General features: G+C 53.0%; 25 protein-coding genes and 1 tRNA gene. 13 read left to right on the top strand and 13 right to left on the bottom strand.

All coding sequences use genetic code 11. The features are described 5' to 3' along the window. Positions 1–135: 135 nt before the first annotated feature. From FOY56_RS16715 to FOY56_RS16700, 4 genes are all read left to right on the top strand, one after another. Entirely contained in the window at positions 136–1,680 is a 1,545-nt protein-coding gene (locus tag FOY56_RS16715) for a class I adenylate-forming enzyme family protein (protein ID WP_146347018.1), read from the top strand. Next, positions 1,681–3,336, top strand: coding sequence for a long-chain-fatty-acid--CoA ligase (locus FOY56_RS16710; protein ID WP_146347017.1), 1,656 nt, complete (start codon positions 1,681–1,683; stop codon positions 3,334–3,336). 37 nt (positions 3,337–3,373) lie between these two features. Next, a complete protein-coding gene (locus tag FOY56_RS16705; RefSeq protein WP_146347016.1) occupies positions 3,374–4,207 on the top strand; it encodes an IclR family transcriptional regulator in 834 nt (277 codons plus the stop codon). Between the two features lie 100 nt (positions 4,208–4,307). Continuing rightward, entirely contained in the window at positions 4,308–5,294 is a 987-nt protein-coding gene (locus FOY56_RS16700) for an NAD(P)H-dependent flavin oxidoreductase (RefSeq protein ID WP_146347015.1), read from the top strand. A gap of 112 nt (positions 5,295–5,406) precedes the next feature. Here FOY56_RS16700 and FOY56_RS16695 read toward each other — a convergent pair whose 3' ends face one another. Next, entirely contained in the window at positions 5,407–7,086 is a 1,680-nt protein-coding gene (locus tag FOY56_RS16695; protein WP_186766367.1) for an AMP-binding protein, read from the bottom strand. Between the two features lie 385 nt (positions 7,087–7,471). On the opposite strand from FOY56_RS16695, the gene FOY56_RS16690 reads away from it, so the two are divergent. Continuing rightward, positions 7,472–8,389, top strand: a complete 918-nt coding sequence (locus tag FOY56_RS16690; RefSeq protein ID WP_146347013.1) for a helix-turn-helix transcriptional regulator — start codon at positions 7,472–7,474, stop codon at positions 8,387–8,389. On the opposite strand, the gene FOY56_RS16685 is transcribed toward FOY56_RS16690, so the two are convergent. Continuing rightward, positions 8,386–9,564: a winged helix-turn-helix domain-containing protein gene (locus FOY56_RS16685; protein ID WP_146347163.1), complete on the bottom strand. Its 1,179-nt coding sequence runs from the start codon at positions 9,562–9,564 to the stop codon at positions 8,386–8,388. The genes FOY56_RS16690 and FOY56_RS16685 overlap by 4 nt on opposite strands. 48 nt (positions 9,565–9,612) lie before the next feature. Then, positions 9,613–10,638 carry a LacI family DNA-binding transcriptional regulator gene (locus FOY56_RS16680; protein WP_146347012.1) on the bottom strand — a complete coding sequence of 342 codons (1,026 nt, stop codon included), beginning with the start codon at positions 10,636–10,638 and terminating at the stop codon, positions 9,613–9,615. Between the two features lie 111 nt (positions 10,639–10,749). Between FOY56_RS16680 and FOY56_RS16675 the strand changes: the two genes are divergently transcribed. After that, positions 10,750–10,826, top strand: a tRNA-Arg gene (locus FOY56_RS16675). Between the two features lie 204 nt (positions 10,827–11,030). Then, positions 11,031–12,293, top strand: coding sequence for a tyrosine-type recombinase/integrase (locus FOY56_RS16670; RefSeq protein ID WP_186766365.1), 1,263 nt, complete (start codon positions 11,031–11,033; stop codon positions 12,291–12,293). A gap of 45 nt (positions 12,294–12,338) precedes the next feature. On the opposite strand, the gene eruA is transcribed toward FOY56_RS16670, so the two are convergent. From eruA to FOY56_RS16645, 5 genes are all read right to left on the bottom strand, one after another. Then, positions 12,339–16,481 carry an NACHT domain-containing antiphage protein EruA gene (eruA, locus tag FOY56_RS16665; RefSeq protein ID WP_146347010.1) on the bottom strand — a complete coding sequence of 1,381 codons (4,143 nt, stop codon included), beginning with the start codon at positions 16,479–16,481 and terminating at the stop codon, positions 12,339–12,341. A 186-nt stretch (positions 16,482–16,667) separates the two neighbouring features. Beyond that, positions 16,668–17,237 (bottom strand): tyrosine-type recombinase/integrase, encoded by a 570-nt coding sequence (locus tag FOY56_RS16660; protein WP_146347009.1) that lies wholly within the window; start codon positions 17,235–17,237, stop codon positions 16,668–16,670. A gap of 161 nt (positions 17,238–17,398) precedes the next feature. Further along, a complete protein-coding gene (locus FOY56_RS16655) occupies positions 17,399–17,929 on the bottom strand; it encodes a hypothetical protein (protein ID WP_146347008.1) in 531 nt (176 codons plus the stop codon). A gap of 106 nt (positions 17,930–18,035) precedes the next feature. Next, entirely contained in the window at positions 18,036–18,755 is a 720-nt protein-coding gene (locus FOY56_RS16650; protein ID WP_146347007.1) for an AAA family ATPase, read from the bottom strand. A 2-nt stretch (positions 18,756–18,757) separates the two neighbouring features. Continuing rightward, a complete protein-coding gene (locus tag FOY56_RS16645; RefSeq protein ID WP_146347006.1) occupies positions 18,758–19,501 on the bottom strand; it encodes a hypothetical protein in 744 nt (247 codons plus the stop codon). Between the two features lie 142 nt (positions 19,502–19,643). Between FOY56_RS16645 and FOY56_RS16640 the strand changes: the two genes are divergently transcribed. The 3 genes from FOY56_RS16640 to FOY56_RS16630 all read left to right on the top strand — a co-directional run bounded on the left by FOY56_RS16640 (position 19,644) and on the right by FOY56_RS16630 (position 22,034). Next, a complete protein-coding gene (locus FOY56_RS16640) occupies positions 19,644–20,669 on the top strand; it encodes a hypothetical protein (protein ID WP_146347005.1) in 1,026 nt (341 codons plus the stop codon). 289 nt (positions 20,670–20,958) lie between these two features. Continuing rightward, positions 20,959–21,606, top strand: a complete 648-nt coding sequence (locus FOY56_RS16635; RefSeq protein ID WP_146347004.1) for a hypothetical protein — start codon at positions 20,959–20,961, stop codon at positions 21,604–21,606. 59 nt (positions 21,607–21,665) lie between these two features. Next, positions 21,666–22,034, top strand: coding sequence for a DUF6626 family protein (locus FOY56_RS16630; protein ID WP_146347003.1), 369 nt, complete (start codon positions 21,666–21,668; stop codon positions 22,032–22,034). Here FOY56_RS16630 and FOY56_RS16625 read toward each other — a convergent pair. Continuing rightward, positions 22,018–22,464, bottom strand: a complete 447-nt coding sequence (locus FOY56_RS16625) for a hypothetical protein (protein ID WP_146347002.1) — start codon at positions 22,462–22,464, stop codon at positions 22,018–22,020. The two genes, FOY56_RS16630 and FOY56_RS16625, sit on opposite strands and share 17 nt — an antisense overlap. A 35-nt stretch (positions 22,465–22,499) precedes the next feature. Continuing rightward, positions 22,500–22,679, bottom strand: coding sequence for a hypothetical protein (locus tag FOY56_RS16620; RefSeq protein ID WP_222435003.1), 180 nt, complete (start codon positions 22,677–22,679; stop codon positions 22,500–22,502). Positions 22,680–22,729: 50 nt separating this feature from the next. Here FOY56_RS16620 and FOY56_RS16615 point away from each other — a divergent pair, with 50 nt between their 5' ends. The 3 genes from FOY56_RS16615 to FOY56_RS16605 all read left to right on the top strand — a co-directional run bounded on the left by FOY56_RS16615 (position 22,730) and on the right by FOY56_RS16605 (position 23,803). Further along, positions 22,730–22,999, top strand: a complete 270-nt coding sequence (locus FOY56_RS16615) for a hypothetical protein (protein ID WP_146347000.1) — start codon at positions 22,730–22,732, stop codon at positions 22,997–22,999. 74 nt (positions 23,000–23,073) lie between these two features. Further along, positions 23,074–23,538 carry a DUF6641 family protein gene (locus FOY56_RS16610; RefSeq protein WP_146346999.1) on the top strand — a complete coding sequence of 155 codons (465 nt, stop codon included), beginning with the start codon at positions 23,074–23,076 and terminating at the stop codon, positions 23,536–23,538. A gap of 46 nt (positions 23,539–23,584) precedes the next feature. Next, entirely contained in the window at positions 23,585–23,803 is a 219-nt protein-coding gene (locus FOY56_RS16605) for a hypothetical protein (protein WP_146346998.1), read from the top strand. 116 nt (positions 23,804–23,919) lie between these two features. Here the strand turns inward: FOY56_RS16605 and FOY56_RS16600 are convergent, their stop codons facing one another. From FOY56_RS16600 to FOY56_RS16590, 3 genes are all read right to left on the bottom strand, one after another. Continuing rightward, on the bottom strand, positions 23,920–24,690 hold the full coding sequence (locus FOY56_RS16600; protein ID WP_146346997.1) for a dCTP deaminase domain-containing protein: 771 nt from the start codon (positions 24,688–24,690) through the stop codon (positions 23,920–23,922). Beyond that, positions 24,690–25,406: a hypothetical protein gene (locus FOY56_RS16595; RefSeq protein ID WP_146346996.1), complete on the bottom strand. Its 717-nt coding sequence runs from the start codon at positions 25,404–25,406 to the stop codon at positions 24,690–24,692. Before FOY56_RS16595 ends, FOY56_RS16600 begins: the two co-directional genes overlap by 1 nt. Positions 25,407–25,874: 468 nt before the next feature. Then, positions 25,875–26,608 (bottom strand): ABC transporter permease subunit (locus FOY56_RS16590; RefSeq protein ID WP_146346995.1); only part of this gene is annotated, 734 nt, incomplete at its 5' end.

Here is a 26,608-nt window from a genome sequence, read left to right as displayed (position 1 = left end):
AGGGCACCGCCGCCCTTGAGAGTGCAGGATAACATTTGCAGAACGGCGAATATCTGCCACTATGTGAAACAGTATTTTGCTTCGCGGAATACGTTTCGGGGAAAACAACCTGAAACTTAGGGAGGACAGACTGGAATGACACCCGTTCAGGCGCGCCTGCGTGCGCCCGATGATGAGAGTATTTCGAACCTTGATTTCGGAACCGCGTTTGCCGAGGCTGCCGCGTTGTACCCGGACAAAACTGCCGTGATCGACGAAACCGGCAGTCTGAATTGGGCCGAATTTTCCCAACTTTCCTTTCGGATTGCCGCTCAGCTGGCTGCACATGGCATTGGGCGTGGCGGGCGTGTTGCCGCGCTGGCAGATAACTCGGCGCATTATCTTGCGCTTTACGCCGGCACAATTCTGGCAGGGGCCTGTATTGCACCGCTGCCCACAAGCGCGCGACCTGAAACACTGGCGTCAATGCTGACCGATAGCGGGGCGACGCTGCTGTTCGCCTCAGAACGGCACATAGGCACAGCGCGGTCCCTGCCGGGAACCCTGATTGCCCTTGAAGATTTGGACCGCTGGGCCAGCGCCCAGCCGCTGGGTGCGCCGGTTCGTCCGCAGCCCGATGATTTCTTCGACCTGATCTATAGTTCGGGCACCACTGGCACCCCTAAAGCGATCATTCATGATCACCGGTTTCGCGGACGGCAGTTGGAGCGGATGCCCAAGTTCGGCCTGAACGAAGAAACGCGGTTGCTGATGTCGACGCCGCTGTATTCGAACACGACACTGGTTGCGGTTTTGCCGGTTCTGGCGAAGGGCGGCACCGTTGTCAGCATGGCCAAGTTCGATACGACGCGGTTCTTGGAACTGTCGCAGGCTCACAGCATCACGCATTCCATGTTGGTGCCGGTGCAGTACACGCGCCTGATGAATGCGCCGGATTTCGCGACCTATGACCTGTCGGCCTATCGGGCGAAACTGTCCACCTCGGCGCCACTTCCTGCGCCACTGATCCGCGATATCCTTGACCGCTGGCCCGGTGGCCTGTTCGAATTGTACGGAATGACCGAGGGCGGCATTTCAACGGTTCTGGACTGCGCGGCGTTTCCGGACAAACTGGACACAGTTGGCAAACTGGCCGAGGGCTGCGAAGCGCGGGTGATCGACGAGGATGGTCGCGAATTGCCGCTGACCGAATTCGGCGAGATCGTTGGACGTGCCGGATCAATGATGCAGGGGTATCTGAACGCACCGGGCAAGACCGAGGAAACCCGGTGGGTCAGCCCCGAGGGCCTTGATTTCATCCGCACGGGTGACATGGGTCGGTTCGACAAAGACGGGTTCTTACACCTAATGGATCGGCGCAAAGACATGATCATTTCAGGCGGGTTCAACATTTATGCCGCCGATCTTGAGCGCGTTCTGCGCGATCATCCAGACGTGGCCGATGTGGCCGTTATCGCCGTCCCCAGCACCGAATGGGGCGAAACGCCCTTGGGTCTGGTCGTGGCCCGAAAAGGCGCATTGGCCGACCCCGAGGCCATACGCGTATGGGCCAATGATCGGCTGGGGAAAACGCAACGTCTGTCCGCCATAGAACTGCGCGATGACTTGCCACGCAGCGCCATTGGGAAAATCCAGAAACGTGACCTCCGGGCCCCGTATTGGGAAAAGGCAGACGCCTGAATGCCCACGATCCCCGATATCGCGAACCGCGACACATATTGGCCTGCGGGTATCCCACGCCATCTGGAGATGCCGGACGGGACGGTCGATGCCAATCTCGACGCCACCGCAGACCGGTGTGGCGACCGGGTGGCGATCTTGTATCAGGGGCGGGCGCTGACCTATTCAGACCTGCGTGATCAAGTCGAACACATGGCCGGGTATCTGCAGTCGATTGACGTCAAGCGGGGCGACCGGGTGCTGCTGTATATGCAGAACAGCCCGCAATACGTCATAGCCTATTACGGTATCCTGCGCGCCGGGGCGGCGGTTGTGCCGGTCAATCCGATGAACCGGCATGGCGAACTGGAGTATCTGGCGAAAGATACCGGCGCAGATGTGATGATCTTTGGATTGGATCTGGCCGATCACGCCTTGCCGCTGCTGGACGCAGGTCTTTTGTCTCACGTTATCGGCGCGGCCTATGCGGACATGGCCGACCCGGACTTCGACCTGCCTTTGCCAAAGCCATTGGCCGCCCTGTCCGAGACCGGGTTTTCTGGCACAGGACGGATCGGGTTCGGCGATGCTCTTGACCGGCGCATTGCCCCGCGGTCGCGCGAAACCGGCCCCGACGACATCGCGGTGATCCCCTATTCGTCAGGCACCACGGGCCAGCCCAAAGGCTGCGTGCATACGCATTTTTCATTGATGGTCACCGCTGTTGGCAATCAGGTCTGGAACCCGGCCGATGATGGCGACGTGTTTCTGGCGACGCTGCCGTTCTTTCATGTGACAGGCATGCAGAATTCGATGAACACGCCGATTTACATGGGCGGAACCGTCGTCATCCTGACCCGTTGGGACTGTGTCACTGCGGCTGCCCTTATCGCCCGCTACAAGGTCGCGCGCTGGCGCTCGATTACCACGATGGCCATCGATCTGGTCAATCACCCTGAGTTTGACGGTTTCGACCTGACCAGCCTGAAAGCCATTGGCGGTGGCGGGGCCGCCATGCCCGAAGCGATCGCCCAAAGGCTGAAATCCTTGCTCGGGCTGGATTACATCGAAGGCTATGGCCTGTCCGAGGCAATGGGTGCGACCCATATGAACCCGATAGACGCGCCGAAAGACCAGTGCCTTGGCATTCCGGTTTTTGGTGTCGATTGTCGTATTCTAGAGCCTCGGGGCACGCGCGAACTGCCGCATGGCGAACCCGGCGAGATCGTCACACATGCGCCGCAGGTGTTTCAGGGGTACTGGAACAAACCAGACGCCACTGCGGATGCATTTGTCGAGATCGACGGCAAACCCTTCCTGCGTACCGGTGACATCGGGTACCGCGATGCGGACGGGTATTTCTTTATGGTCGACCGGGTCAAACGGATGATCAACGTCTCGGGCTTCAAGGTCTGGCCAGCAGAGGTCGAAGCCCTGATGCTGTATCACCCTGATATCGCCGAAGCCTGCGTTGTCGGCGCATCCGATCCAAGGCGCGGCGAAGTCGTAAAAGCCTATGTCGTTCCTGCCTCACATACAAAAACTCGGGATGGCGCAGCGATAATCAACTGGTGCCGTCAGGAAATGGCCGCCTATAAATGCCCCCGCGTCATCGAATTCACCGAAGCTCTGCCAAAATCCGGCAGTGGCAAGGTTTTGTGGCGGGAGCTGAGCTGACTTCGGGCGATGTCCGAAGGTCTGGAGGGAAAGAAGAATGAGAAAACGAACACCCTCTGCCGAGGACTCGGACGACACTGGCGCTGCGGGCGGCGATCGCCAGTTCATCACATCGTTGCATCGCGGTCTGGAAGTTCTGAGCGCCTTTCGACCCGACGACCGGGCCGGGCTAAGCAATGGCGATCTGGCAGAACGCACCGGCCTGCCCAATTCGACCGTATCCCGCCTGACCTATACGCTGCTGAAAACCGGTTATCTTCTGTATGATTCCGCCACAGGGCGCTATCGGATGGGTGTGCCCGTGCTAAGCCTTGGCTATGCCTGTCTCAGCGGCATGCCAGTACGCGACGCCGCGCAGGGGTACATGCAAGAGCTGGCGGATGAGTGCGGCGAAGGCGTTCTGGTCGCCCTTGGTGGGCGCGATGCGAACACCATGACCTATCTCGCGACCGCCCGCACCAAAAGCGTCATTGCCCTGCAACTGGGTGTCGGGTCGCGGATTTCGCTGGCCCGGTCCGCCATGGGACGGGCCTGGTTGGCGGCATGTTCAGAAGAGGAACGCGCAGAAGCGATGGAAAGTCTGGAGGCCAATGCAGACGCCGAGGACTGGCCGCGCATCAAAGCCGGGATTGAACGCTCCATCCAGGAAGTTCACGAACGCGGATTTTGCGGCAACTATGGGGATTGGCAACCGACCGTCAATTCGATTGCAGCCCCGTTTCGCAGTTCGGACCCCACAGAACCTTTGCTTGCCTTCAACCTTGGCGGACCGGCAAGCTATTTGCCGAAAGACCGGCTTGAGGCTGAAATCGGACCGAAGTTGGTCAAGTTGATCAAGACACTCAGCCTTGGTGGTTCGGTTCGCCAGTAACGTTTACCGCAACTACGCTACGGCATTTACCAAACGCACTGGAAAACTTTTCCGGAATACGGAAATGTGCCGCCAACCGTGACCCGAGGAGGACGACACGTTGACATTGCCCGCAGCCCTTCAGACCCTGCGTCTGCCGATGATCGGCAGCCCGCTGTTCATCATCTCGAACCCCGAACTTGTGATCGCCCAATGCAAGGCCGGCATCGTCGGCTCGTTCCCGGCGCTGAACGCCCGGGAAAAAGACGGTGAACCGATCGAGCTTGAGCGCTGGTTGACCCGGATCAACGAAGAACTGGACCGCCACAATCAGGCCCACCCCGATACTCCTGCGGCACCTTATGCCGTCAACCAGATCGTGCACCGCTCAAATGATCGGCTGGAACGGGATGTCGAGATCTGCGAGAAATACAAGGTTCCGGTGTGGATAACCTCGCTGGGTGCGCAAACCTGGGTGAACGACGCGGCGCATTCGGCGGGCGGTATTTCACTACACGACGTGATCAACAACCGGTTCGCCAAGAAAGCTATCGAAAAGGGTGCTGACGGGCTGATCGCCGTTGCCGCTGGTGCGGGCGGTCATGCCGGTGCCTTGTCCCCTCTTGCGCTGATTCAGGAGATTCGCGACTGGTTCGACGGGCCAGTGTATCTGTCCGGTGCTATCGCGCGCGGCGACAGCCTTTTGGCGGCGCTCGCCATGGGCGCAGATGGCGGATATGTCGGGTCGGCATTTATCGCGACCGAAGAGGCCAACGCAGTTGACCGGTACAAGGAAATGATCGTCGAAAACAGCGCGGATGATATTGTCTATTCCGACCTCTTCACCGGCGTCTGGGGCAACTACCTGAAGCCGTCCATCAAGGATGCAGGCATGGACCCGGAGAACCTTGAGCGGTCCGACCCGTCCAACATGAATTTCGGCGGAGATCGCGAAAAGCCCAAAAGCTGGAAAGAGATCTGGGGATCGGGCCAGGGGATCGGTGCTGTTGAGGAAATTCTGCCCACGGCCAAACTGGTCGATCGCTTGGAAGCCGAGTTCAACGCAGCGCAAAACCGGCTGGCTGCGACACTGGGCTGGCACCGCTAGACCAGATTGCGCCTTTGGCGAGAGTATTTGAAAAGAGAAGAAACAGGTGGTATTCTGTTTCTTCTCTCACAAGACACGCAAATTTCAGTCCCACAAGCGACCGGCACCTGTGTTAGCCAACCTCAGAAATTGCGCCCTTCGCCATTTCCTCAGCCTTCAGCGCTTTGCGGTCGGCTTTGCCCACCGGGGTATGGGGCAAAGACGCGCGAAACTCCAAAAGGCGCGGGATTTCGTGACGGCCCAGTTTGTCGGAGAGAAACGCCCTGAGGTCTTCAAGCGAGAATTCCTTGGCGTTAGCATTCAGCACAACAAAAACCTTGGCGCTTTCGCCCCGGTAGCTGTCCGGCACCCCGATGGCAATCGCTTCGGATACATCGGGATGCTGATGCACCGCGTTCTCGATCATCAAAGGATAGACGTTGAACCCGCCTGACAGGATCATGTCCTTCTTGCGGTCGACGAGGAAAAAGAACCCGTCTTCGTCCATGTATCCGATGTCGCCGGTCAGGAACCAATCGTCATGAAAGGCCGCTGCGGTTTCTTCGGGTTTGTTCCAATAGCCGGACATCACATTCGGCCCCCGTATCGCGATTTCACCGGTTTCGCCGGGCGCAAGCGTGCGAGACGCGTCTTCGGTATCTACAATGGTCATGTCGACCCCGGGCATCGGGACTCCGATCGTGCCAAGCTTGTCCTCGGGCGTGTTGCGCGGAACCTGAGTTCCCGACGGCGCGATTTCGGTCATGCCCCATCCGCCACGCAGCTTCATTCCGGTCAGCGCCCTGATCCTGTTATAGGTCTCGACCGGCAAGGGCGCGCCGCCGGACGCGATATAGCGCAATGAACTCAGATCCCGGTTTTCGACCCCGGGCACCCGTAGCAACCCGATCCAGACGGTTGGCACTCCGCTGAGCGTGGCGATCCGATGGGTCTCAATCTCATCCAGCGCCTGCGCGGGGTCGTAGCGTTGGCGCAAGTGCACCGGGCCGCCCTCCCAGAACCGCTTCATCATTGCGGTGACCAGCCCCATGATGTGAAACAGCGGACCATAGACCAAGGCCGGTTGCCCCGGCGCGACGGCGGGCTCGGCTTTGCTCATCTCGGAATACATCAGAACCGCAGCTGAAAGGTTTCGATGGCTGAGCACTGCGGCCTTGGGCACCCCGGTGGTTCCGCCAGTATACTGAAGCAACGCCATGTCCGACGGTGATACCGGTACCGGAGTCCATGCGGCATTCTGATGATCTGCAAGGAAGTCCTGGACAGCCAAAGCGCCGTCCAGCACCGGACAGTCGCGCCCGGCGGCTGAAATCGGATCGTGGCACTGGATCACCGTCGGAACCTCGCCAGCGGCCATCAGCGTCTCATAATGATCAGCCAGTTCCGGTGTTGTCAGGGTGATGACCAGCCTCGCGCCGCTATCCTTCAGTTTATGCGCAATCTCGCGATCCGCATCCAGCGGGCTGAGATGCGTTACTGCGCCGCCAACTGCGAGAACCGCAAAAAAGAAGATCGGATGCCAGGGGCAATTCGGAAGATGCAACGCGACCCGGTCGCCCTTTTGAATGCCGAAGGCCCGCAGGGCCGCAGCCGCCTGCGACACCAACGCCTGCATTTCGGCATAGGTGTATGTTTCCCCGTAATACTCCAAAAACACGTTGCCCGAAAACCGATCAAACCTGTCGGACATCATGTCAGTCCAGGTGGTTTCTTCCGGTACAAAACTGGTGCTGACGCCATCATCATAAAAACGGTGCCATGGTCTGGCGCCACCGGGTGTCGTTATGTTCATGATGTCTCCTCCCGAGATCATCCTTCCTATGACAAAATCTCATCGTCAAGCCTGACGGGGGTGCGTGCGGAATAACGGTACGTCGGCATTGCGGAACATCTGTTCCGCCACTGAATTCTCTTGGTTCGGGTCAGGATCTGAACAAGATCAGTGCAAAGGCAGTTAGGGCGGCGATGATGGTCAAAACGATGCGACAAGCTGTCTTGCTGTCTGTGTTCCACTTTGAAAGCTGGTACTGGATTGATCCGCGTACCGGTGACAAGGCCGTTTATCCAAACGCTCGCATAATACTGCATTATAGCCCGAAAGCGGCGCATTTCTCTTTGAATCTAACGGGGCCGCATCGTAGTCTTATGCAATATTTTTCACAGGACGACCGTCAGGTATGGCCGAGATAACCAATTTTCGGGGCGAAGCCATCGCCGACACACCGGAAACCCAGACTGAACGCGAAGTCGCCGCCCTGATCCAGCGCGTCGGCGACCGCGTGCGTCGCGCACGCGAACGCAAGGGCATCCCACGCCGGGTTCTGTCGGAAATGTCAGGCGTGTCGCCGCGTTATCTGGCCCAGCTTGAGGCGGGCGAGGGCAATATCTCGATCGGATTGCTGCAACGCGTGGCCATCGCGCTGGATCATCGTATCGAATGGCTGGTTGGTGAAGAAGATCCGTGGACGTCCGAGCCCCTGCGCGTGTCCGAATTGTTTCGCGGATCCAGCTCGGATGTGCAGCGCAAGGTCGTCGATATCCTCAGTCCTGCATCCGCCGAAAGCCGCAGAGCGCACCGATTGTGCCTTGTCGGGTTGCGCGGGGCCGGGAAATCCACGCTCGGCGGATTGGTGGCCGACCGGTTGGACATCCCCTTTGTCGAACTCAATACAGAGATCGAAGAACAGGCCGGGATGCCCGTGGATGAGGTAATGGCGCTTTATGGGCAGGAAGGCTATCGCAAGCTTGAGGCGCAGGCGATTTCGCGGGTGATCGCCACGCATGACGCCATGGTTCTGGCTGTGGCCGGGGGCATCGTCGCCGAACCGGCGACCTATAACCGGCTGTTGACCCATTTCCACACCATCTGGCTGAAGACCACGCCGGACGAGCACATGGCGCGGGTGCGGGCCCAAGGGGATGAACGCCCTATGGCGGGCAATCCCGAAGCCATGGAACAGCTAAGGTCGATCCTGACCAGCCGCGAAGCGTTGTATTCAAAGGCTGAAGCACAGTTGGACACGTCCGGCAAGACGCTGGACGGATCTTTGGATCAATTGCTGGGGATGATCGAAGACCGCGGTTTTCTGGATTAAGCCGTCGGCTTGGGATCCCGCATCCAGCCGTTCAGGAAGACCACATCCGGCGTTCCCGCAAGCCGTGCGACGCGGGCCAGTTCGGCCTCCAGACGCCGGGTGCGGGCGTCCGACCACCGAACGCCGGGTTCCGGCCACAGGGCAGTCACCCGCAACTCACCACAATCGCGATGCGCCTTCATGTCAATCCGTCCGACCAACCGGTCACCTTCCAGAAGCGGGAAGACGTAATATCCATAGGTGCGTTTGTCGGCCGGAACGAACACCTCGATCCGGTAATAAAACCCAAACAACCGCTCGGCCCGCGCCCGGTCGCGCAAGGCGGGGTCGAACGGGCTAAGCACGCGGATACGCCCCGACGGGGAGGCAATTTCAGCGGCGCGTTCGTCCAGATCGGGACGGGCCACAACCTGCCGAACAGATCCATCGGCGCAGGTAATCCCGGCCTTGATCAGGCGGCCCGTTGCCAGTTCGTCAGCGACCCAGGCTTTGGACTCGGCCGGTGAAACCGTGTCCCAGAACGCAGCAATTTCGCCAGACGTCGCAAACCCCAACCGGTCAAGCGCACCGTTGCACAGCCAGTCGATGGTGTCCTGTGGGTTCGGGCACAGGTGATCGGCCCGCAAAGCGTCTTCGATCACGCGTTCGGTCAGGTCATAGCGTTTCTGAAATCCGTCGCGACCGATCACAGTCAAAGCACCGCTGCGCCACAGAAACTCAAGCGCGGTTTTTGACGGATGCCAGTCCCACCACCCGCCGCTGCCACGCCTTTCGCCTTTGCCAACGTCGGATGATCCGGCCGGGCCATGATCGCGAATGTGATCCAGAACCGATTTGAACTGTTCTTCGAACCCGTCACGGCGCCAGTTCTTCCAACGCGCCTTCAACAACTCGGCATCGCGCTGAAAACGCAGACGCCAGTGCGGATAGAACACCATCGGGATGACGGCGGCATCGTGGGTCCAGTGTTCAAACAGCGCCTGATCAGCTTCATACAGCGCCTTCAGGTGCTTGCCGCGATAGCTGGGGCGCCGCGAAAACAGAATTAGGTCATGCGCCCGCGCCACGGTGTTGATGCTGTCAAGCTGCACAAACCCCAGTCGGGTGATCAGATCCAGCAGTTCTGCACCCCTGGCCGCGCCCGAAGGTGGTTCGAGCAGCGCATGACGGTCCATGAAAAGCCGCCGCGCCGCGCGATTGTCCAATACCGGTTGGCTCACGGATCAGCGTCGCTTCAGCGTGTCGCCAAAGCTGATCTTAGGTGTCAGAGTAACCTGCGTTTCGACGTCCTCGGGCGGCTCTTCAAGACGGGCCAGAATGATCTCGGCAGCCTTGCGCCCGACCTCAAGCCGGCAGGCATCCATCGTCGCCAGCTGACGCGGCAGACCTTGCAGCAATTCGACCCCGTTGAACCCGGCAAGGCCGATCTGACCCGGGATATCGACGCCCTTTTCCAGCAGGTACAGCAGCCCGCCCGCGCCGATCATATCGTTCGAGTAATACAGAAAATCCAGTTCAGGCGAGCGCTCCAGCATCGCTTGCGTCATCTCGCGCCCCTTGGCAAGCGCCGATCCACCTGAGTAAAACTCCCGATCCTCAATTTCGATCCCGTTCTTGGCCAGCACTTCGGTGAAGCCTTCGAACCGCTTCCGCGCGCGATGGTCCAGCGGCATCTTGGTGCCCATGAACCCGATATGGCGATACCCGGCCTTCACAATGGCACGTGCCATTTCGCGACCCGCCCGGCGGTGCGATATCCCGACCATCGCATCGACGGGCTTGCCATCGGTATCCATGATCTCGATCACCGGAATTCCGGCGGCTTCCAGCATCGCCTTGGACGCATCCGAGTGCTCCAGCCCGGCGATGATCACCCCCGATGGCCGCCAGGACAGCATCTCGTACAATACGCGTTCTTCTTTTTCGGGCATATAGTCGGTGACGCCGACCACCGGCTGCAATGCGGTATCTTCCAGCACCTGATTTATGCCGGTCAGAACCTCGGGGAACACCATGTTGCTCAGGGATGGAATGATCACCGCCACCAGGTTCACCCGGTTCGACGCCAGGGCGCCCGCAATCTTGTTAGGGACATAGCCCAGTTCCTTTGACGCTGCGAGAACCTTCTCACGCGTCGCTTCCGATACGTCACCGCGGTTGCGCAAGACGCGGCTGACCGTCATTTCAGAGACCCCCGACGCTTCGGACACATCGCGCAGGGTGAGCGGGCGTTTGTTATCTGCTGTCACGGGAACCTCGGGTTATGATTTGCCACAACGTTACCGCAAACGATCAATTCAGTTCAACCTCGCGTAAAGCTCATGACATCCACCTTCGGCTTGGTTAAACAGACCTCGCGCGGCCCCGTGGCTCAACTGGATAGAGCAGCCCCCTCCTAAGGGGCAGGTTGCAGGTTCGAATCCTGCCGGGGTCGCCAATTAATTTGTTGAAAACGCTGGTTTATTTCCATCTTTTTCGCATTTCTTGCGTTATCGAAATGATCCCAATAAGCTAGCACGGCATTAGCACAGGCATTTCGGCGTCAATAATATCAATAGTTTAGCCGATGCCGATTCCTGTGCTTAGCACGGATTTAGCACAGGGTTTCATGTGCTTCACAAAACGGCACGATGGATTGACTATGGAATTCGAAGAAACGGAACTCCCATACAGGGTCTTCAAACGCTACGATAATGGCATGTATGCAATGCGGTTCACGTTGAAGGGCCACAAGCAAATCCGAATTGGTTTGGGAACACGTGATCGTTCCAAAGCTTATGACCTAGCTGAACGCAAATACATGGAAGCAGAAATCCGTGCAAAAGAAGGTTTGCTGTTGGGTGTCGCCAGTTTTGACAAGTTAGCACAGGAATACTTGGATGATCTGGAAAAAGATGCCGTAAAAGAGCCAAGTAAGCTCAAAGGGTATCGGTATGCCAAAGGTGTGGTTGAGCGATATCTAATCCCGTATTTTGGCCGCCGAAACATCACCTCAATCAGGTATAAGGACTTGGTTGAATATGTGGACTGGCGTCGTGTTTACTGGACCGAGGGCCAAGGAAAAAACTTGGAGTGGTTGAGATTTGAGCGGGGCCACAAAAACCTAAGGCGCAAAGCGCCGAACACAGAAGCCACTGCAAGCACCTTAAGGCGTGAAACATCCATTGTGCGCGGAGTGTTCAAGAAGGGCGTTCATAGGGGTTTTTTGAGAGCCGCAGAAATACCTAAGATCGAAGCGGGTAAGGTTCTGAACAAGAAACGACCAGCGTTTACCAAAGAGCAGTACAATCACCTGCTAGAGGTGAGCCAGCAACGGATCTTGGAAGTTGCCGATCGGCCCAAGTTTTTGTTTGAACGATACATGCTGCACAATTTCATCGTCATTGCTGCGGAAACAGGGATGCGAACAATGGAGATGTTCAATCTCAACTGGAGCCATGTTGAAGGCTTTGAGGAAGCTATCAAAAAGCCCATGGCGGAGCAGGAGATCACCGTTTACGCGCATGGCAAAGGACGATTACCACAGAGGTTCATCCCGCGTCGTAGTGCAATCAGTGGTTTTGAAGGTGTTTACCGCGCGTTCCAACGCCAGTTTGGACGCAAACCAACAAAGTATGATCCGGTATTCTGCAACTACAAAGGGGATCGGATGACCACGTTCAACAACAGTTTGAAGGCACTTCTGAAAGCTGCGGACCTGACGGAAGATGCCTTTGGCAACAATTTCACAGCCTATTGCTTCCGTCATTCCTATGCCACGTGGGCACTACAACGTGATCCACCTGTTGATATTTACACGCTGGCAACCAACATGCGGACCTCGGTTGAGATGATCGAGCGTTGGTATTCTGATGTTATTCCAGCGGATCAGGCTAGGATTTTGCGTGGTGATGATGAGTGGTGAGGGCGGAATACGGGAGTTCGCTGCATGCGCAAATTTGCATGGCAGCTAAGGCTTTTGGGGAGGTTCGACGTCGAGAACGACGATGTCAAATCGCTCTTGCTGTTCCTGCGACATTATCTCCGTTAAGGATCGCTCCAAATCAATTGCGCTGGTAGGTTTCGTGATTCCTGCTGGTGCTTTTGGCAGAGCTCCAGCTTTCAGTCCAAACCAGAAAACCAGATAGATTCCGAAGCCATCCGCGAGTGGGTCGTCGGCATAATCTTGAAGTTGGTCTGAAACAGCGGTCCATAATTCCGTGTTGTAATGGCGCTTCGCTTCTATGGGTAGGTTTCTTCCGGCCCCCGTTGCAAGGAGAATATCTGCCCTTCGCCCACCAGCACGTTGCGCTTCTGACAACGCTAAATCTATCGCAAACCTTTCTAATTTTGGCCGAATGATGGTCAAGACATGATCTCTGCAGACGTTTTCGATCTTTGGGTCTACTGCCTTCCCATATTGGTCAGTGTTCCAATATCCATTCCAAGCCGGAAGATCTCCTCGAACAACCTCTTCCTGATAACCCCTTAGGACCTCAACCATCACGGCGCGAAGATCTGCTGCATTGATTGGGGGCCCTCCGGCCAATGTCTCTTGGAGCTGCTTCATTGTTGGATGATTGAAAGTGTCATCCCTGATCATTTTCAAGTTGGTTGAAATTGCGTGGCGTAGGTTACTTTCCCAATCTTTAAGTAGCGGCAAATTGCACAACCGAATGAGCGCTTTATTTGCTTCTTGATCAAGGATTTCGGCCAGACTGTTAATTGAGTGTTGCACGGTGTCTCTGGGACCGAACATGTCGCCAGTAGGTGGGAACTCTGGCCCAAGAATTTCAACCTCGGCAACGTGATAGGCGAGTTTGTCATGTGTCCCAGCGAGTGGAAATGACTTGGTGACGGTTTCATTCACATCAGAAAGTTCAGCCAGGGCTTTCCTGTCTTTTGCGAACAAGCTCTGTAATTGTTTGCTCAACCCATGAGGGGCGATTGCAAACGCAACCACCATCCAAACCTGTCTATTCTCTTTCGAGACGGCTTTATCCGAGATTACTGATTTGCAGATTTTCAGAATCTCATCAGCAGGCCACTGATGGACAGTTGTACGAACTAATGATCGAAGAACTTTGGGCGGAAAATCGTAGCGTTTGTCAAACAACTTGGACAACGCCAAGGACGCAGTCTCTGATTTTGTTTCGCCATCGGAAAAATCATGGACCAAACCGATGTCTAATGTATCGTCGCCTTGTTTTAGAGCGACACGGGCGTCCAACTCGTCCAACCAAAAACTGACCAACAAGTCGCTTGCGCGCTTGCTATCACCATCAAGCTTGCTATGTGCCCAGCCTTTCAACTGGCTGCAGTGCTCTTCGTCGTCACAGAAGCCCCAATTCAGGAGGACTGAAAACGCAGCCTCAAGTGGTAATTTGTCCAGTGCTTCAAAGTCTCTTTCCTTCAAATAGATACTTACCGCTGCTACGATGGCGGTTTCCATGCAGTTGCGGGCCTGTTTGGCCCGCAAACGTCCAAGTTCTGACATCGGGACACTTAATCCAATTTCAGCACGACGCTTGAAACCGGCTATGATTGAGGCGGAAATTTCAGCATTGAAATGGTTCTGAAGGTTTTCTTTGGACCACTTTCGCTCTAAGTCATCAACAAAGCCAAAATAGACCATCGCTGCATGGTCAAGGTTGCCTGCTCCGGACCTCAGGAGTGAATGACCGTTCTTCCAGCCCTCGATTCTTTTGGTTCGGTCACTCTCGGCTTCCAGCTCTCGTTCAACTTTGTTTGCCGCCTGCCTGCCCATGTATTCTGGTATTTCGCAGGTTACCAAGCTCGAGAGAATTTCTCCCTCGCCAAGAGTTTCTTGGATTACGTCATATGCGCGCCAAAAGACGGGTGCTGGATCATTCAATCTCTTGCACACATCTGCAACGGTGGCGAGCAATCGTTTATCAGCATCTCCGATTGGTTTCCCGGCTTCTGGAGCATGGGATTTGCGACCGGATAGTTTCAAGCAGAAATCTCGAACAGTCGCCCGAAGACTGGGCAGAAAGTGTTGTTTCCCTTTCGGTTTGATCCAGGGAGAAATTAGCCCTTCAACGCACATTTCAGACGGAACTCGACCCGTCGCTTCGACGAAGTTGAAATATGGCATCCATGGTCCGTCGTCGGGAGCTACCGACTTTAGAGCTTCCTTGAATAGCATAGTTTCATTTTCAAGGGCCTCTTCCAGCCACTTGGCGACCGCTTTTCGTGTCTCCCTTGGACTGCTACTCCAACGGTCATGACCGGCATTTTGCAACCAACGCCAAAGGGTCTTTGCGTTCAGCGCTTCTTGAGATCGGATCGCTGCCGATAGTATCCGATCCAGATCGTGAGAGATCCCATAGCTTTTTCTGCGCTGGTCTGTTTTGGGCCTCCACTCGCCCGACGGCACATCAAAGAATTCCAAAATTGGCTTAGCCTCCAAGCGACGTACCAACCGGGAGAGCCGGCCAATTGTGTTGTCTTCTTCTGAGATTTCGTAGTCACTGAATATCGAAAATACGTCGGACAAAGTTAGATGGTTCTCGTCAAAACCTGCTGCAATGTAGGCGCGCAGGTTTTCTCGCCCGTTTGAAGGGCTCTCAGTGGCCAAATCGTCAAATAGGGATCGCATTGCTGTCTGAGGATGCGCTTCTCCATTCATCCAAGCGTCAAAAGCTCTCCAGCGCTCCCATTCGGAGCGCTTGGGATCCAATGCAATGCGCCGCAATAGCGGGCGCAAGCTTACCACGGGTTTACCTGTTGTGAGGATATCGTAAACAGTAACAAGTGAATGGCCTGGTCCGGCATTGCCATTCAAAATAGCAGTCAGGTTGGGTGCCAAGTCCTCGCCTGCCAAGGTATTTAGCGCGGTATCGCCTTCACTATGCGAACGAAAAAACGGATCATCCCTATCAAGCGAGAGGAGCAACTGTTCACGGGTTTTGGCAGAAAAGGCACCAGCGTCCCCATAAGCCACGACTGTCAAAGGGTCGTTAACACAAAGAATTTCTGCGAGGTCCTGCTTTCCCAGTCTTTCTAAATGCGCAGCGAGCCACGCGTATACGCCCCGCAGTTCCGTCGGAGATTTTTGATCTGTGGCACAGATAAGAGCCAATAGGCGAGATAGAGGAACGCGCGGAGTGTTCGGAGTTCCTGCGGCCTTCTTTGCCAAGAAACGAGCGGCAAGAAACTCTGCAACACTCCGGTGTATAGGCTCGAACTCTTCTCCCTCTCCGGAAAACAGTGGCGTGTCGAGGGTTTGGGCAATGAGAGATCGCTCGATACCAGTATCGTTGGTCTTTAGAAATTCTGTTGCATCATTGGCTCCAGTGGGAACTGCATTTGATGACCAAAATGCGCGGGAACCGGCAACAATTAGCAGCGCACATAGCTCTTCTGCGACGCTCAGGATTTCAGAGGCAGATTTTGTATGCTGAAACCGACGCTCTTCATTATTTTCGTGGCACAACTGACTGGTGGCGGCTTCGAATACTTCAAATCTCGATTCAGGCCAATCACCTTTCGCTGAAACTACATTTTGCAGCAGTGAGAGGCTGAGAGGGTTTTCAAGGAATGCTCGGGCTCCCTTCTTCAAACCTATGTCATAGAATTGGTCAGGATTTGCCATTCCAGTAGCTTCGAGAAGTGAAACCGCCTCTTCTTTTTCAAGGGGTAGCAACCTTGCAACGACGACGGTGTCAGCTTGTTCGTACTGTTCATTGATCGCGTTCAGATCTGCATCCTTGCGCCAGTCCTGAGATCGGCAGGATAGCATCCACCCGTTGGGGCATTTCGTGTGCAGCGATAACGCGAGGAAATTGGCTTTATCAGCGGCAGACCCATCAGATCGATATTCATCCAGCGCATCAAGGTAAGCTCTTTCGGGGATCTTGGTCTCTGGCGGTAGATTTACCAGAGATCTGACGTTGATCTTTTTGGTATGGCTATCCTGAGCTTCTTGTCTCAAAACAGCAGATTTTCCCATCCCAGGTTCGCCGATCAATACGACCCGTCTGAAGCGTCGAAGGTCACTAACAGTACGAATTTGATGATCGCCTTTGTCCAGACCCTCAACGATGCTTACTCTACGATCTAACGCGACTTGAGATGTCTTGATGTTCAAAGATCGATTCCACTGAGGTTCTCCGCAAGTTACCTTAGCCTCCTCTTCTGGAATAGAACAGTTCCAGAAAACTAATAGCGGCGGAATTCATGTGGGTATTACAAGGAGGTGAGATACCTTCCAGCGCATCCTCCCTCTGCTGCCGCGCAGCAAAGGGACAGCCAGAGAATGGTGACTATGGGCCGTTCACAACAATTCTACCGCCTGCTGTTTCATTCGATCATCGACCTGAATGTACCGTTGGGTGGTTGTCAGTTGCTTATGCCCCGCGAGTTCCATGATAACCTTGGGCGACACACCTGAATGTGCAAGCTGTGTTATAAACCAACGGCGACCACTATGTGACGTCGCATCGTCAATGCCAGCAGCAGCGTAGATGCGCCTGAAAAGTTGGCACAAACTGTTCGCGGGGAATGGACCACCCTTTTGGGATTGAACAACAGGATCAGATACGCGGTGAAAACGATTGAGCGTATGATAGAAGCCCTTTAACTGCTTTTGTAGGGTTTGGTTCAGATGCACCTGTCTAGCCTCACCTGCCTTGGTATTCTCGGCCTTTAGATAAAACACAGCTTTAACCCGCTCTTCCCGATCCAAGATGTCTGACCAAACCAAAGTGGCAATCTCGCCTACACGCAGGCCCGCGTGATGTGATAGCAATATGGCGATCCTGTTGCGGTGGCCATTCTGGGCACTCTCACACAGTGCAAGCACACGCTTGAGTTCTGCCTTCGTCAGTACCTTGGCTTGCTTCATCGATCTTCCTCCAAAATGCAACAAAACGCAGTGTTTCCACTGCGTTTGTTATGTTGTCATCTGGTGTGAAGAACGACCGTTTTCTGGAAACCTGCAAGATCAGCAGGTTAGGCCGGAATGTAAAGTAATATGAATTTCCTTACATTCCGGCTTGGCTATCATCACTTAGCGGGATTGATTGCTAACAATCGCTGCAAATAAAGAGAAGCATGTATGGGAAAGTCGGCATCACAAAAACCGTCTACGCTATGCCTTCCATATTCTTCGTTCGGTTTCTTAAGTTTTTCCTCTAAAAGCCTGTTCTGGATTTCTTTGATGCCAGAAGTATTTGGCATCTCACTGTTCAAAAATACGGCAGTCTCTATTGTTTCTGGATCAGAATAGTGAGCGATTTGACAGATCAATAAATCAGCACCGTTTTCAAACAGTGGGTTCGCTTTTCGAGTTGGGTGAAACACTCCTACGGAAGCGATAACGGTGGAGTACATATTGTAGGTACAGCCACGGAACTCAAGATATTTGACGGAGTCAAGACGCATCTCGAACGCGACAACTTCACCAAATATGGGGACCGTGAAGGAATTACCTCCACACACGCACTCTTCATGAATTTTGTTCGCCGCGAGATCTAAGTCGTCGCTGACTTTTGCAGAGATCAATATGAAGGGGTGTTTATAAGGGAATAGGGGCATAGTGTGGTACTCATTTCAAATAATTTGGTAAGCGGAAGGCCGTGAATTCGGCCTCCTGTAATCTTATGGCCGGTCAAGGCTGCAATTTGGGATTGCGAATTCAGGACTAAACACTGTTGCCAGCGATAGTGTTTAAGCCGCGACCTTTTGTGCTGATTGTAGACTTCGCTACGCGAGGAACCACCGACTTCGGCGCTTTGGAACGTTGCGCAAATATCAAGTCATCAACGGCGCGGCCCAAATCACGGACCGAACCATTCGATGTCTTGATGACCTTTAACACCGCCGGATCAGGCAAAATCAGCTGGTTCTGGGTCAAATACTGCTGAACCCTTGGTAACCAATCCGGCAACGTGATCTTGGGCATGTGAATTCGAGTACATCGATCTTTGAGTGGCTCGCGTAGTTTGCCGATGTTATTTGTCGTCATCATCACGCAAAGCTTGCCCAGCCTTTTACTAAGAAAGGCTCGAAGTTCATTTTGCTGCCTCATCGTCAATTCATCAACTTCATTGATGACAAAAGTGGGAACCTTCACACCATTGGTTCGTTGAAATGACCACAGGTTGTCGATGGCATTGATGGAACTTGCGTCCCAATCCGTGCCTTCAATAACCAACTTCTGCGGAACAACGTTCGAATGAAGATCCCGCAATTCTTGCAGAAGTTCAGCAACAGTTGTTTTTGCGGTTCCAGCAGGACCAAACAATAGCAGATGATCATTGCACCCGAGCGTAGAGTATTGGCGCAGCTTTGCGGCAATACTCTGATCAGGCAAGATCAGATCAGAAAACTGGCGGGGGGCAAAATCTGATACGAAGGGCATGACTACACCTCACTTTCTGATGGGGCATCTAGTGCATCATCAATCGCCTGAGATTGCGCTTTTGCTTGTTTGGCATCAGCGTTCTCGGCGACAGTGTTTTGGTGAAGATTTGCTTCTTTTGCTGCTTTAGCGAGAACCGACTTAACCAGTGTTTGATTGCTGGTGCCATATACAATTCCCTGCTTTCCGTCAGAAGTAGTTCGCAATAGAGCAAGCGAGTAAGAATTGGTCGCGGCTGATGAAGGTGCAAGTTGATCCAGCACTTCGTCCAGATCGACAATAGCAGGTGTCTCATCGAAATGGGCCTCCGCAAGCTCGATCAACTTGTCGCGGGTAGCGCCACCGTTAGATTTAGTGCTGGCAACATTGTCGACACCGCCTTGTTCGGCGAGCCATGTTTCCATGCTATCTTTTTCCGACTTTTTGGCTAGTGCAGCCTTCAGTACCCGAGCGTAGATGAAAACCCGATTGCCGCAATCTCCGAAGACAAAACGGACAACACGGGTTTCCATGCTGGTGCCCTCGTTGAATGTGATATTCTTCGACTTGAGCGCATTGGTTATTTGCTTTCGCAACTGAATATTGCCTTCAGTTTGCCGCAGAAGATCAAAGCAGCCCTGCAAGATCACAGCAAGTGCAGAGTTGCTTTTCTTGTAAGCACCTTGCTCCCAATTCAGGCGATTCTTCTCGAGTTGATCAAGCTGTTGCTGAACTTGATCAGCGGTTAACGTGTTAGATATGGTCATAACTGTCTCACTTTCGTTGGTTGAGTTTGGTTGTGCCGAAGACGATCGCCGCCGACAGCCAGAACCTAGCCAACATGAGATTTTTAGGATGTTCGCTCAGATGCGTTAGTTTTGCGTTCAACAGAAATGGGAACTTAAGCTTTTGATTTATAACACAAAAAAAGGTGAATATTCGACGATTTTCCGCGCTCAAGTAAAGCGCCAGCGCCTTTTGCCGTATCTATATTGGTTCTTGCAGATCAGCCCCACATATCGATTGGCACACCTTGCTGCGGTTGGGCCGCTTCCCAAAGCTACTCAATTTCCCAATGACTTTGAGCGCGTTAATGAAGTCTACGCAGATTTCGGGGAGGTATGGAAAACATCAATGGAAGATTGGTGGTTTCGTAGAGCCCGACACAAACTTGACACTTCGATCACACCAGAACCGTCCTTGATCAAAAGGCAGCAAGGGTTGGCAATTTCTTCGTTGACGCAAACTGACACCGAACACCTGCGAGAATTCAATGACCTTTACGAGAAGTTTGGAGAGTTTTGGACCAATGATTATGCCAATCAACTTTTCCCAGATGTGGCATTCTTGGCCGTGCCTTTAACGGGCAACAAACGAGATATGCAAAAACTGGTTCGCCAGCAGCTTGACTTAGCCTTCGCACAGGTTGGGCAACGAAAACCAGCCGCCAAATATGTGATGCGCAAAACCAAAATGGAGCTGAGAACATTCAAGATACTGCTGTATGCGGTGAGGAAGCAGGCCCTGCTGAAGTCGAATGACAAGAACTCTAAGCTGTCTCAGTTAGACATTGAGATCACCAAAAAGTTTAGAGAAAAGCCGAAATCCGGGCGAGATGGTGAAGTGCAAACCAGTGGGCGTTTGCTAACGGCATTGCGCATTTCAGAATGGGCGGCGCGTATGGATTTCCCCAAGCAGACCAAATGGACAAGATCGGTTTTGAGGACGGATCCGACGAACAGGTTCCCATTAAGGAGGTGGATTTGTCAGACGCCAATCGGCCATTTGTCTCTGAGTTTTCATGGCCCTTCATTGCTGAACAAATCTCGAAGGGCAATATTCCAACTCCCTGATGTCAGTTGGTTTAAAAAGCCTATCGTCGACGATAGTGTATTCATAGCTTTGCGTTCATTTCTATTGCTACCAACCAAGTAGGCATTCTTCTGGCTCGTTTGCCCCTAAAAGACGGTTCTGCTGCTGCGAATTGACTAAATAGAAGTGGAGTTACTTTGACAGTTACAGTCGCCGATGAAGAACGAAGGAAATGAGTTTCGGTTGCTGTTGCTGTTACAGGTAACGAGTTACTCCGTTGTAACGGAAACTGTGACTGGCAACAGGCAACGGAGACCGCAACGGGAACTCGTTTTTCTTCTTCTTTTGGGATGAAACTCGTCTGCAACAGCAGCAACCCAACAGAAGTGACCGAAACAGCTAACTCCGAAAAATGGCCCTGAACAAAAGGGGCGAAAAGGCAAAGGCCGCAGGATTAGTGCGGCCCAATAAAAACAAGAAACAGGAGAAAAATATGCCTTCAAAAACTATTTATCATAAGACCGTCGTGCGTTTGTGGCACAATCCAAGGTACGGCAAGGGCATTGGCCCTAAGCAGATCAATCGATTTGTGTTCAATGGCTCAGTGCAGTTTCCATCGGACAATCTACGTCTGCATGTGGACCTAGCCGCATTAGAACATTTTCCGGTCGTCATCGATCCCAAAAACTCTAGTCTGTTTGAGACGTTGATTGTCGAACTGTGTGACCAGCTTGGTTGGGGCCAAGCCCATATTCCCAACATCGTGATGGGCCAGATGTTTGAATTGATCGAGCGCCAGAAGCAATTCGTGGATGGCGCGGTGTTTTTCAACACACAAACGAACCATTGCGTGGTTCTGATGTTTGACGATGAACGGAACATGCACTTACGGGAAGAGTTTCCCTTGAACCATTGCCTTAAAGACAAGCAAGGCAAGAAGTCTCCGGATTATTTCGGGTCAAACTTTGAGTTGGAACCAGCGCCGGTTGCCCAAAGTGTGGATGTAAACGAAGTGCTTGCGAGTTTGGATGCAAACCGCCCTTCGATCAGCACATCCTAACAGCAGTTGGATAAATATGTGGGCAGCATTTGCGTGTTGCCCACAGCAAAGGACCAACAATGAGATACGAAGAGTTTAACTCCAGCAGCATCCTGCAAGATGCATTCCACATATACCGCCGAAATAATCTGGTGCGATCCCAAGCGGTGTTTTCTCGCCGCATTCTTGGATGCGAACCAAGCTATTATTCCTGCATGACGGCGCGGGATCGACGACCAAGCAGACGTGTGCTGGAAACACTGCTAACGGTAACGAAAACCATTTTGGGCACGTTCCTTGGCAACCCGCATTTTCGCAAACCCTATGCGGAAAACCTAAACCAAGCATATGAGCAACTGGAGCAATTGGTTTCGACGATCAGCGTTGAGTTAAGCTTGAGCCAAGTGGTCGAAGGGCTTGGAGATGATGCTGTCAAACACGTAGTTTGAATGTTTCTAAAGATAGATCTGGGCCACTTGCATCCGTTAATGCCTGCTTGAACTGGGCCCCGAATTGGCTTTTTAGAAACTGACGCCTAACCATGCCAACTAAAGCATAAGCATCATCTTCCGGCAGATAGTACGCTTCAACGATTCTGTCATTGGCAATTTGACTGAGCTTTACAGAGCCAAATTTGGTTCGATCAGTGCACCAAAAGGTATGTCGAACAGATGGCTTGGCATTTTCAAGAGTAACCAACTCCGAACCTTTGCTTTCAGCATCTGGTAAAAGGATCTCTGTTCGACACGCAGATGGCCCATAGAAGTCAAGGCTTTGAAAATGACCATGGACAGGCTGAGTTAGCAGGCCTTTGAATAGGCGCTGATTGTCATGAAAGAATGCTTGTGGGAATTCTTCCCAAGACTTCGGAATTTTCATTGTCTCTGACCTATCCAATAAGTGGTTGACCCAGCTTAGTGGCAAATCTCCATTTGTCGATATTCGTACGCCGGATCATGGCTTGTGATTTTAACCTCCACAAAACGGTCGTCCTCAAAATCAGGTGAAACTACTGCTGCAGTTAAGTCAGCGCCAAGGCCGCTGAGCTTGGGCCAAATTTGCATGGCTTTGGGCCATTTGTGCACAATATCCATCGGCTTTGCTTCTTTAGCGTTGACGCACACCGCAACCAAAGAGGACTCCCATGAAACTTATTGCAATAGCACTTCTCGGCGTACTGCTTGCAGGCGCACTTTCCGCACAACAGGCATCAAATGAATGCCCAAGTGCGCCAACGATCCATCAGTTAGAACCGCTGACACAAGAGGAACGGCAGGTTCTGCAACAGTTGGAGGACATTCAAAATGAACCTTCCATCGCGGCACAAGCGCAAGCTGAAGCCAATTTTCCACTGGAAGCATTCGGTGGTTGTGGAGAACAACGGTTTCTTCTGATCTTACCAGCGACGGAGTAGGCATCACAAAACGGTCGTCCCGACAATCAGACGGCTTTAGTTGGTCATGGCATGTTCAAAATGGAGATCATGCTATGACCCACCTTTCCAAGCTTTCCCTTTCAAGTTCATCCCGCAAGCAACCAGTATCACCAGTTGCGCGAAAACGGCTTAACCTGATCCGTAAGCTAGACCTGCAAATCCAAGCAGCAGAGGCCGAACTCAAGGACGAAGAATTCCTTGAAGACATCCGTAAATGGGTTCGTGGCGAAGATGGTGAGCGCCAACAAATCACCGAACAACGCGCAGTTCGCAAGTGGTGGTGGCAACATCATACTGGTGCTTGGATGATCACATTGCGTGATGGCGCAAAGGAACTGCCCTTGCTTGAGGACAAGAATTCAATCGAAGTAGGCGAGATTTCCAACTTGGTTGATGCGCTGCAAACGATCCGATCCGCTGTGATTGCAGGGGAACTTGATGATCAGTTGGAGCAGATGGTTTCAAGGCGGAACAAACCGACCGGGCAGCGCCCAAAACCTAAGGAAAGCAAAGCATGACCCTCGCTAGCCAGTTGTCGACGCCTGGGCTGACCGATGGTTCCCAATGAAAATTTCATTAGAAATCGATGCTGATACCAGTGAGATAGAAGCCTTGGTTAGAATGCTTTTGCTTGGGCAAATCAGTGATGCAGATGTTGCTAAAGCTAAACTGCGTGAAAGCACCTACCAAGTGGCAGAAATGAATGCGCGGGTTTCTCAGCTGTTTGTGGAAGCCTGCAACCGAAACGATCGAAAGCGGCTACTCACCAACAAAGCTGGCTAGCCTGTTAGGTTTTCACATTCGTTTTAAACGATCCCCAAATGGCAGATGAACGTGACAAGAAATGGATTTCCAAGTGATGCCCGTGGATTCTGCATCCGCCCCGAAACGTGCGAAGTTTAAGGTGTTGAGGGAGTGGGTTGAGGGGGTTCGTTGGTAACATTAACTGGAGTCGTCAAGGTTTTTTCAGTATTTACATTTAGGCCAGAAATGAAATTGCTAACACCGTCTCTTACAGTAGGCCCAAGCACGAATAGAACAACGCCAAATATTATTCCGACTGCAACCTTGAGGTAGGTCAATGTTTCCTTAGTGGATTGCAAGTCTTTTTGAAGTGCTGCTACGCTTTCGTTCACTTGGTAGGCTGTCAGTGCTTTTGAAGAAATTCCGTTTATTATGTTTGTAGGAATGCTTTTCAGCCCGTCGGGGATCGTGTCAGTTCCTTCAAATTCAGGCACTAAAGCAGTTTTGAGATCAGCAGCCCAAATAGAGAATATGTCGTCACCACGTTTGAGGTGAATGTTAGTTGGACCAGCGTTGAACATCGCGAAGATAAATTTTCCAGTGTAACCTGGGTCAACTTGAAAGCCGGACACGTTAACCAGCCCCCTAAATTTGGTAGTCGCCCGGGCAGAAACAAATGCTATGCAATCAAGAGGGATAGTAAGTTTTTCTTCCGTGAGGATGAAAACAAATTCGCCGGGCCCAACAACAAATGCACCACCTGAATCGAGCTGCTTGATTTCTCCGCCATCACCCTTATTCGTGTAGTATTCATGGCCTACAGAAAGCCTATATCCAGCTTCCTCCAGGCGGTTGTCCTTCCAAGGAGAGACAATATCTTCGCTTTTACCGCGAAGTTCCCAATCTGCACGTCCCCAAAAAGCCATCAGCGAATATAAAAATGGCGGTCAGATAACTCTTTCCGGCGGTGCTCAAGTGCATTTTCAGGATTGAAATTTCTTTCAGTAGCTAAGTCCAACAAACAGTTAAAAATGTCTTGATTTCCAATAGTCACCTGATCGAGGAATGGTTCCAAATGATCGATTTTTTCACATGCATCATTCATCCGACCAGCAGCATCAGTTATTCGATACAGAAAAACTTCATTGGATTGGTTCGGGGTGTACGATAGTCTTTGATGAAGGGTGTTGGCCGCGCTTAAGGATACCAAAAGAGCGTCAGTAAATGTACGCTCAATAGACTTAGCCTCGCGGGCACCACGAGCAACCCTACCAGCGTATTTGGCCATGTGCATCGCGTAGTGCTTTAGCCTGTCTTGCTTGTGCAGAGACAGAATGTCGAAATGGTTCCGTTGATCATGGACGTATTGGGTGCGTTGCCACTCCAAAATGGCATCTTCACAAAGGTTTGTTTCCAAAACCTGATTTTCCATTTTTGCCTCCCACGTCACTAGATTGCATAAATCTATTGACAAACCACGTAGCCCATCATGCCACTGTAACGAATCCGTGGCAATGACCCATAATGCCATCTCAGTTTTTTGTACTCCCCTCGCCAGCTCATAGGCACAAAGCAAAAATCCTTGACGCAGGACCGTGTCGTCGAATTTGAAGGCAGTCTCCCCACAGAGCGGGCTTTTCAAACATCATTCCAGTTTGCAGCATCGATCAGCTGAACCTGTAGTTCAAAACCGACGCTCACCACGCTTCTGCGGCAACACTGTGACGTCTGCTCGTCAGTCAAATTGGGTCCAGTTGGCGATTTAAAGGTTGGTGTTGTGTTCAAACACAGGGGCTGTGCGAGGATGATTCAAACCAACTCATTGAAGATTCTACCAAAAAGTTGGATAGCATTCAAATCATTGACTTCATCCGCAAAAGCAAGCACAGCCATAGCACGATCTTGCTAATTATTTGATATAAATAGATTTAATATAACCATATACTAACTCCTAAGGGGCAGGTTGCAGGTTCGAATCCTGCCGGGGTCGCCAAATGCACCTGAAGACTTGCTACAAACACGCCGGCGCAGTCGAAAGCGAGGAACGCACTCCTCTAACAAAAAACAGGCCCCGAAGAGGGCCTGTTTAGAACTGTTACGTCGCAATGTTCTAGGATTTGCCCTTCCACGGGACCAGGATACGTTCGGCCCATCGCATCAGCATGTCGATGCCAAAGCCGATTACCCCGATTAGGATGATGCCCATCAACACGATGTCCGTCAGGGTGAATTTGGACGCGACCATGATCATCATGCCGGCACCTTCCGAAGCGGCAACCAGTTCAGCGGCCACAACGGTGCCCCAACAAACCCCCATCGCAACACGAGCGCCGGTGAAGATTTCGGGCAGCGAGTTTGGAACGATCACATAGCGCATGATCTGCCACTTGCTGGCCCCCAGCGAATAGGCCGCGTGTACCTTGGTGATGTTCACGCCCGAAACGCCTGACCGTGCTGCAATCGCCATGATCCACAAGGCAGCCAGGAACAACAGAATGATCTTGCCGGTCTCACCGATGCCGAACCAGATGATGATCAAAGGGATCAGGGCCAGCGGAGGCACCGGACGCATGAATTCGACTATCGGGTCAAACCAGCCACGGAACCAGCCATTCAACCCCATCGCATACCCCAGTGGAATGCCAACAATCGCCCCCGCGAGGAAGCCCGCGATGACCCGGAACAGTGAATACCCCAGATGCACGGCCAGCGTGCTGCCACGATAGCCTTCTGTGCCAATCTCGACCATACGGGAAACAACGCCTTCCGGTGGCGGAAGATAGACCGGGTCCATTTGCAGCCCGCCGGGCGGCGAAAAGCTGATCGCGCCTTTGTCGGTCAGCG

This window comes from Falsiphaeobacter marinintestinus, assembly GCF_007923355.1.
Taxonomy (GTDB): domain Bacteria; phylum Pseudomonadota; class Alphaproteobacteria; order Rhodobacterales; family Rhodobacteraceae; genus Phaeobacter_A; species Phaeobacter_A marinintestinus.
This window is presented reverse-complemented; position numbering and strand designations above follow the sequence as displayed.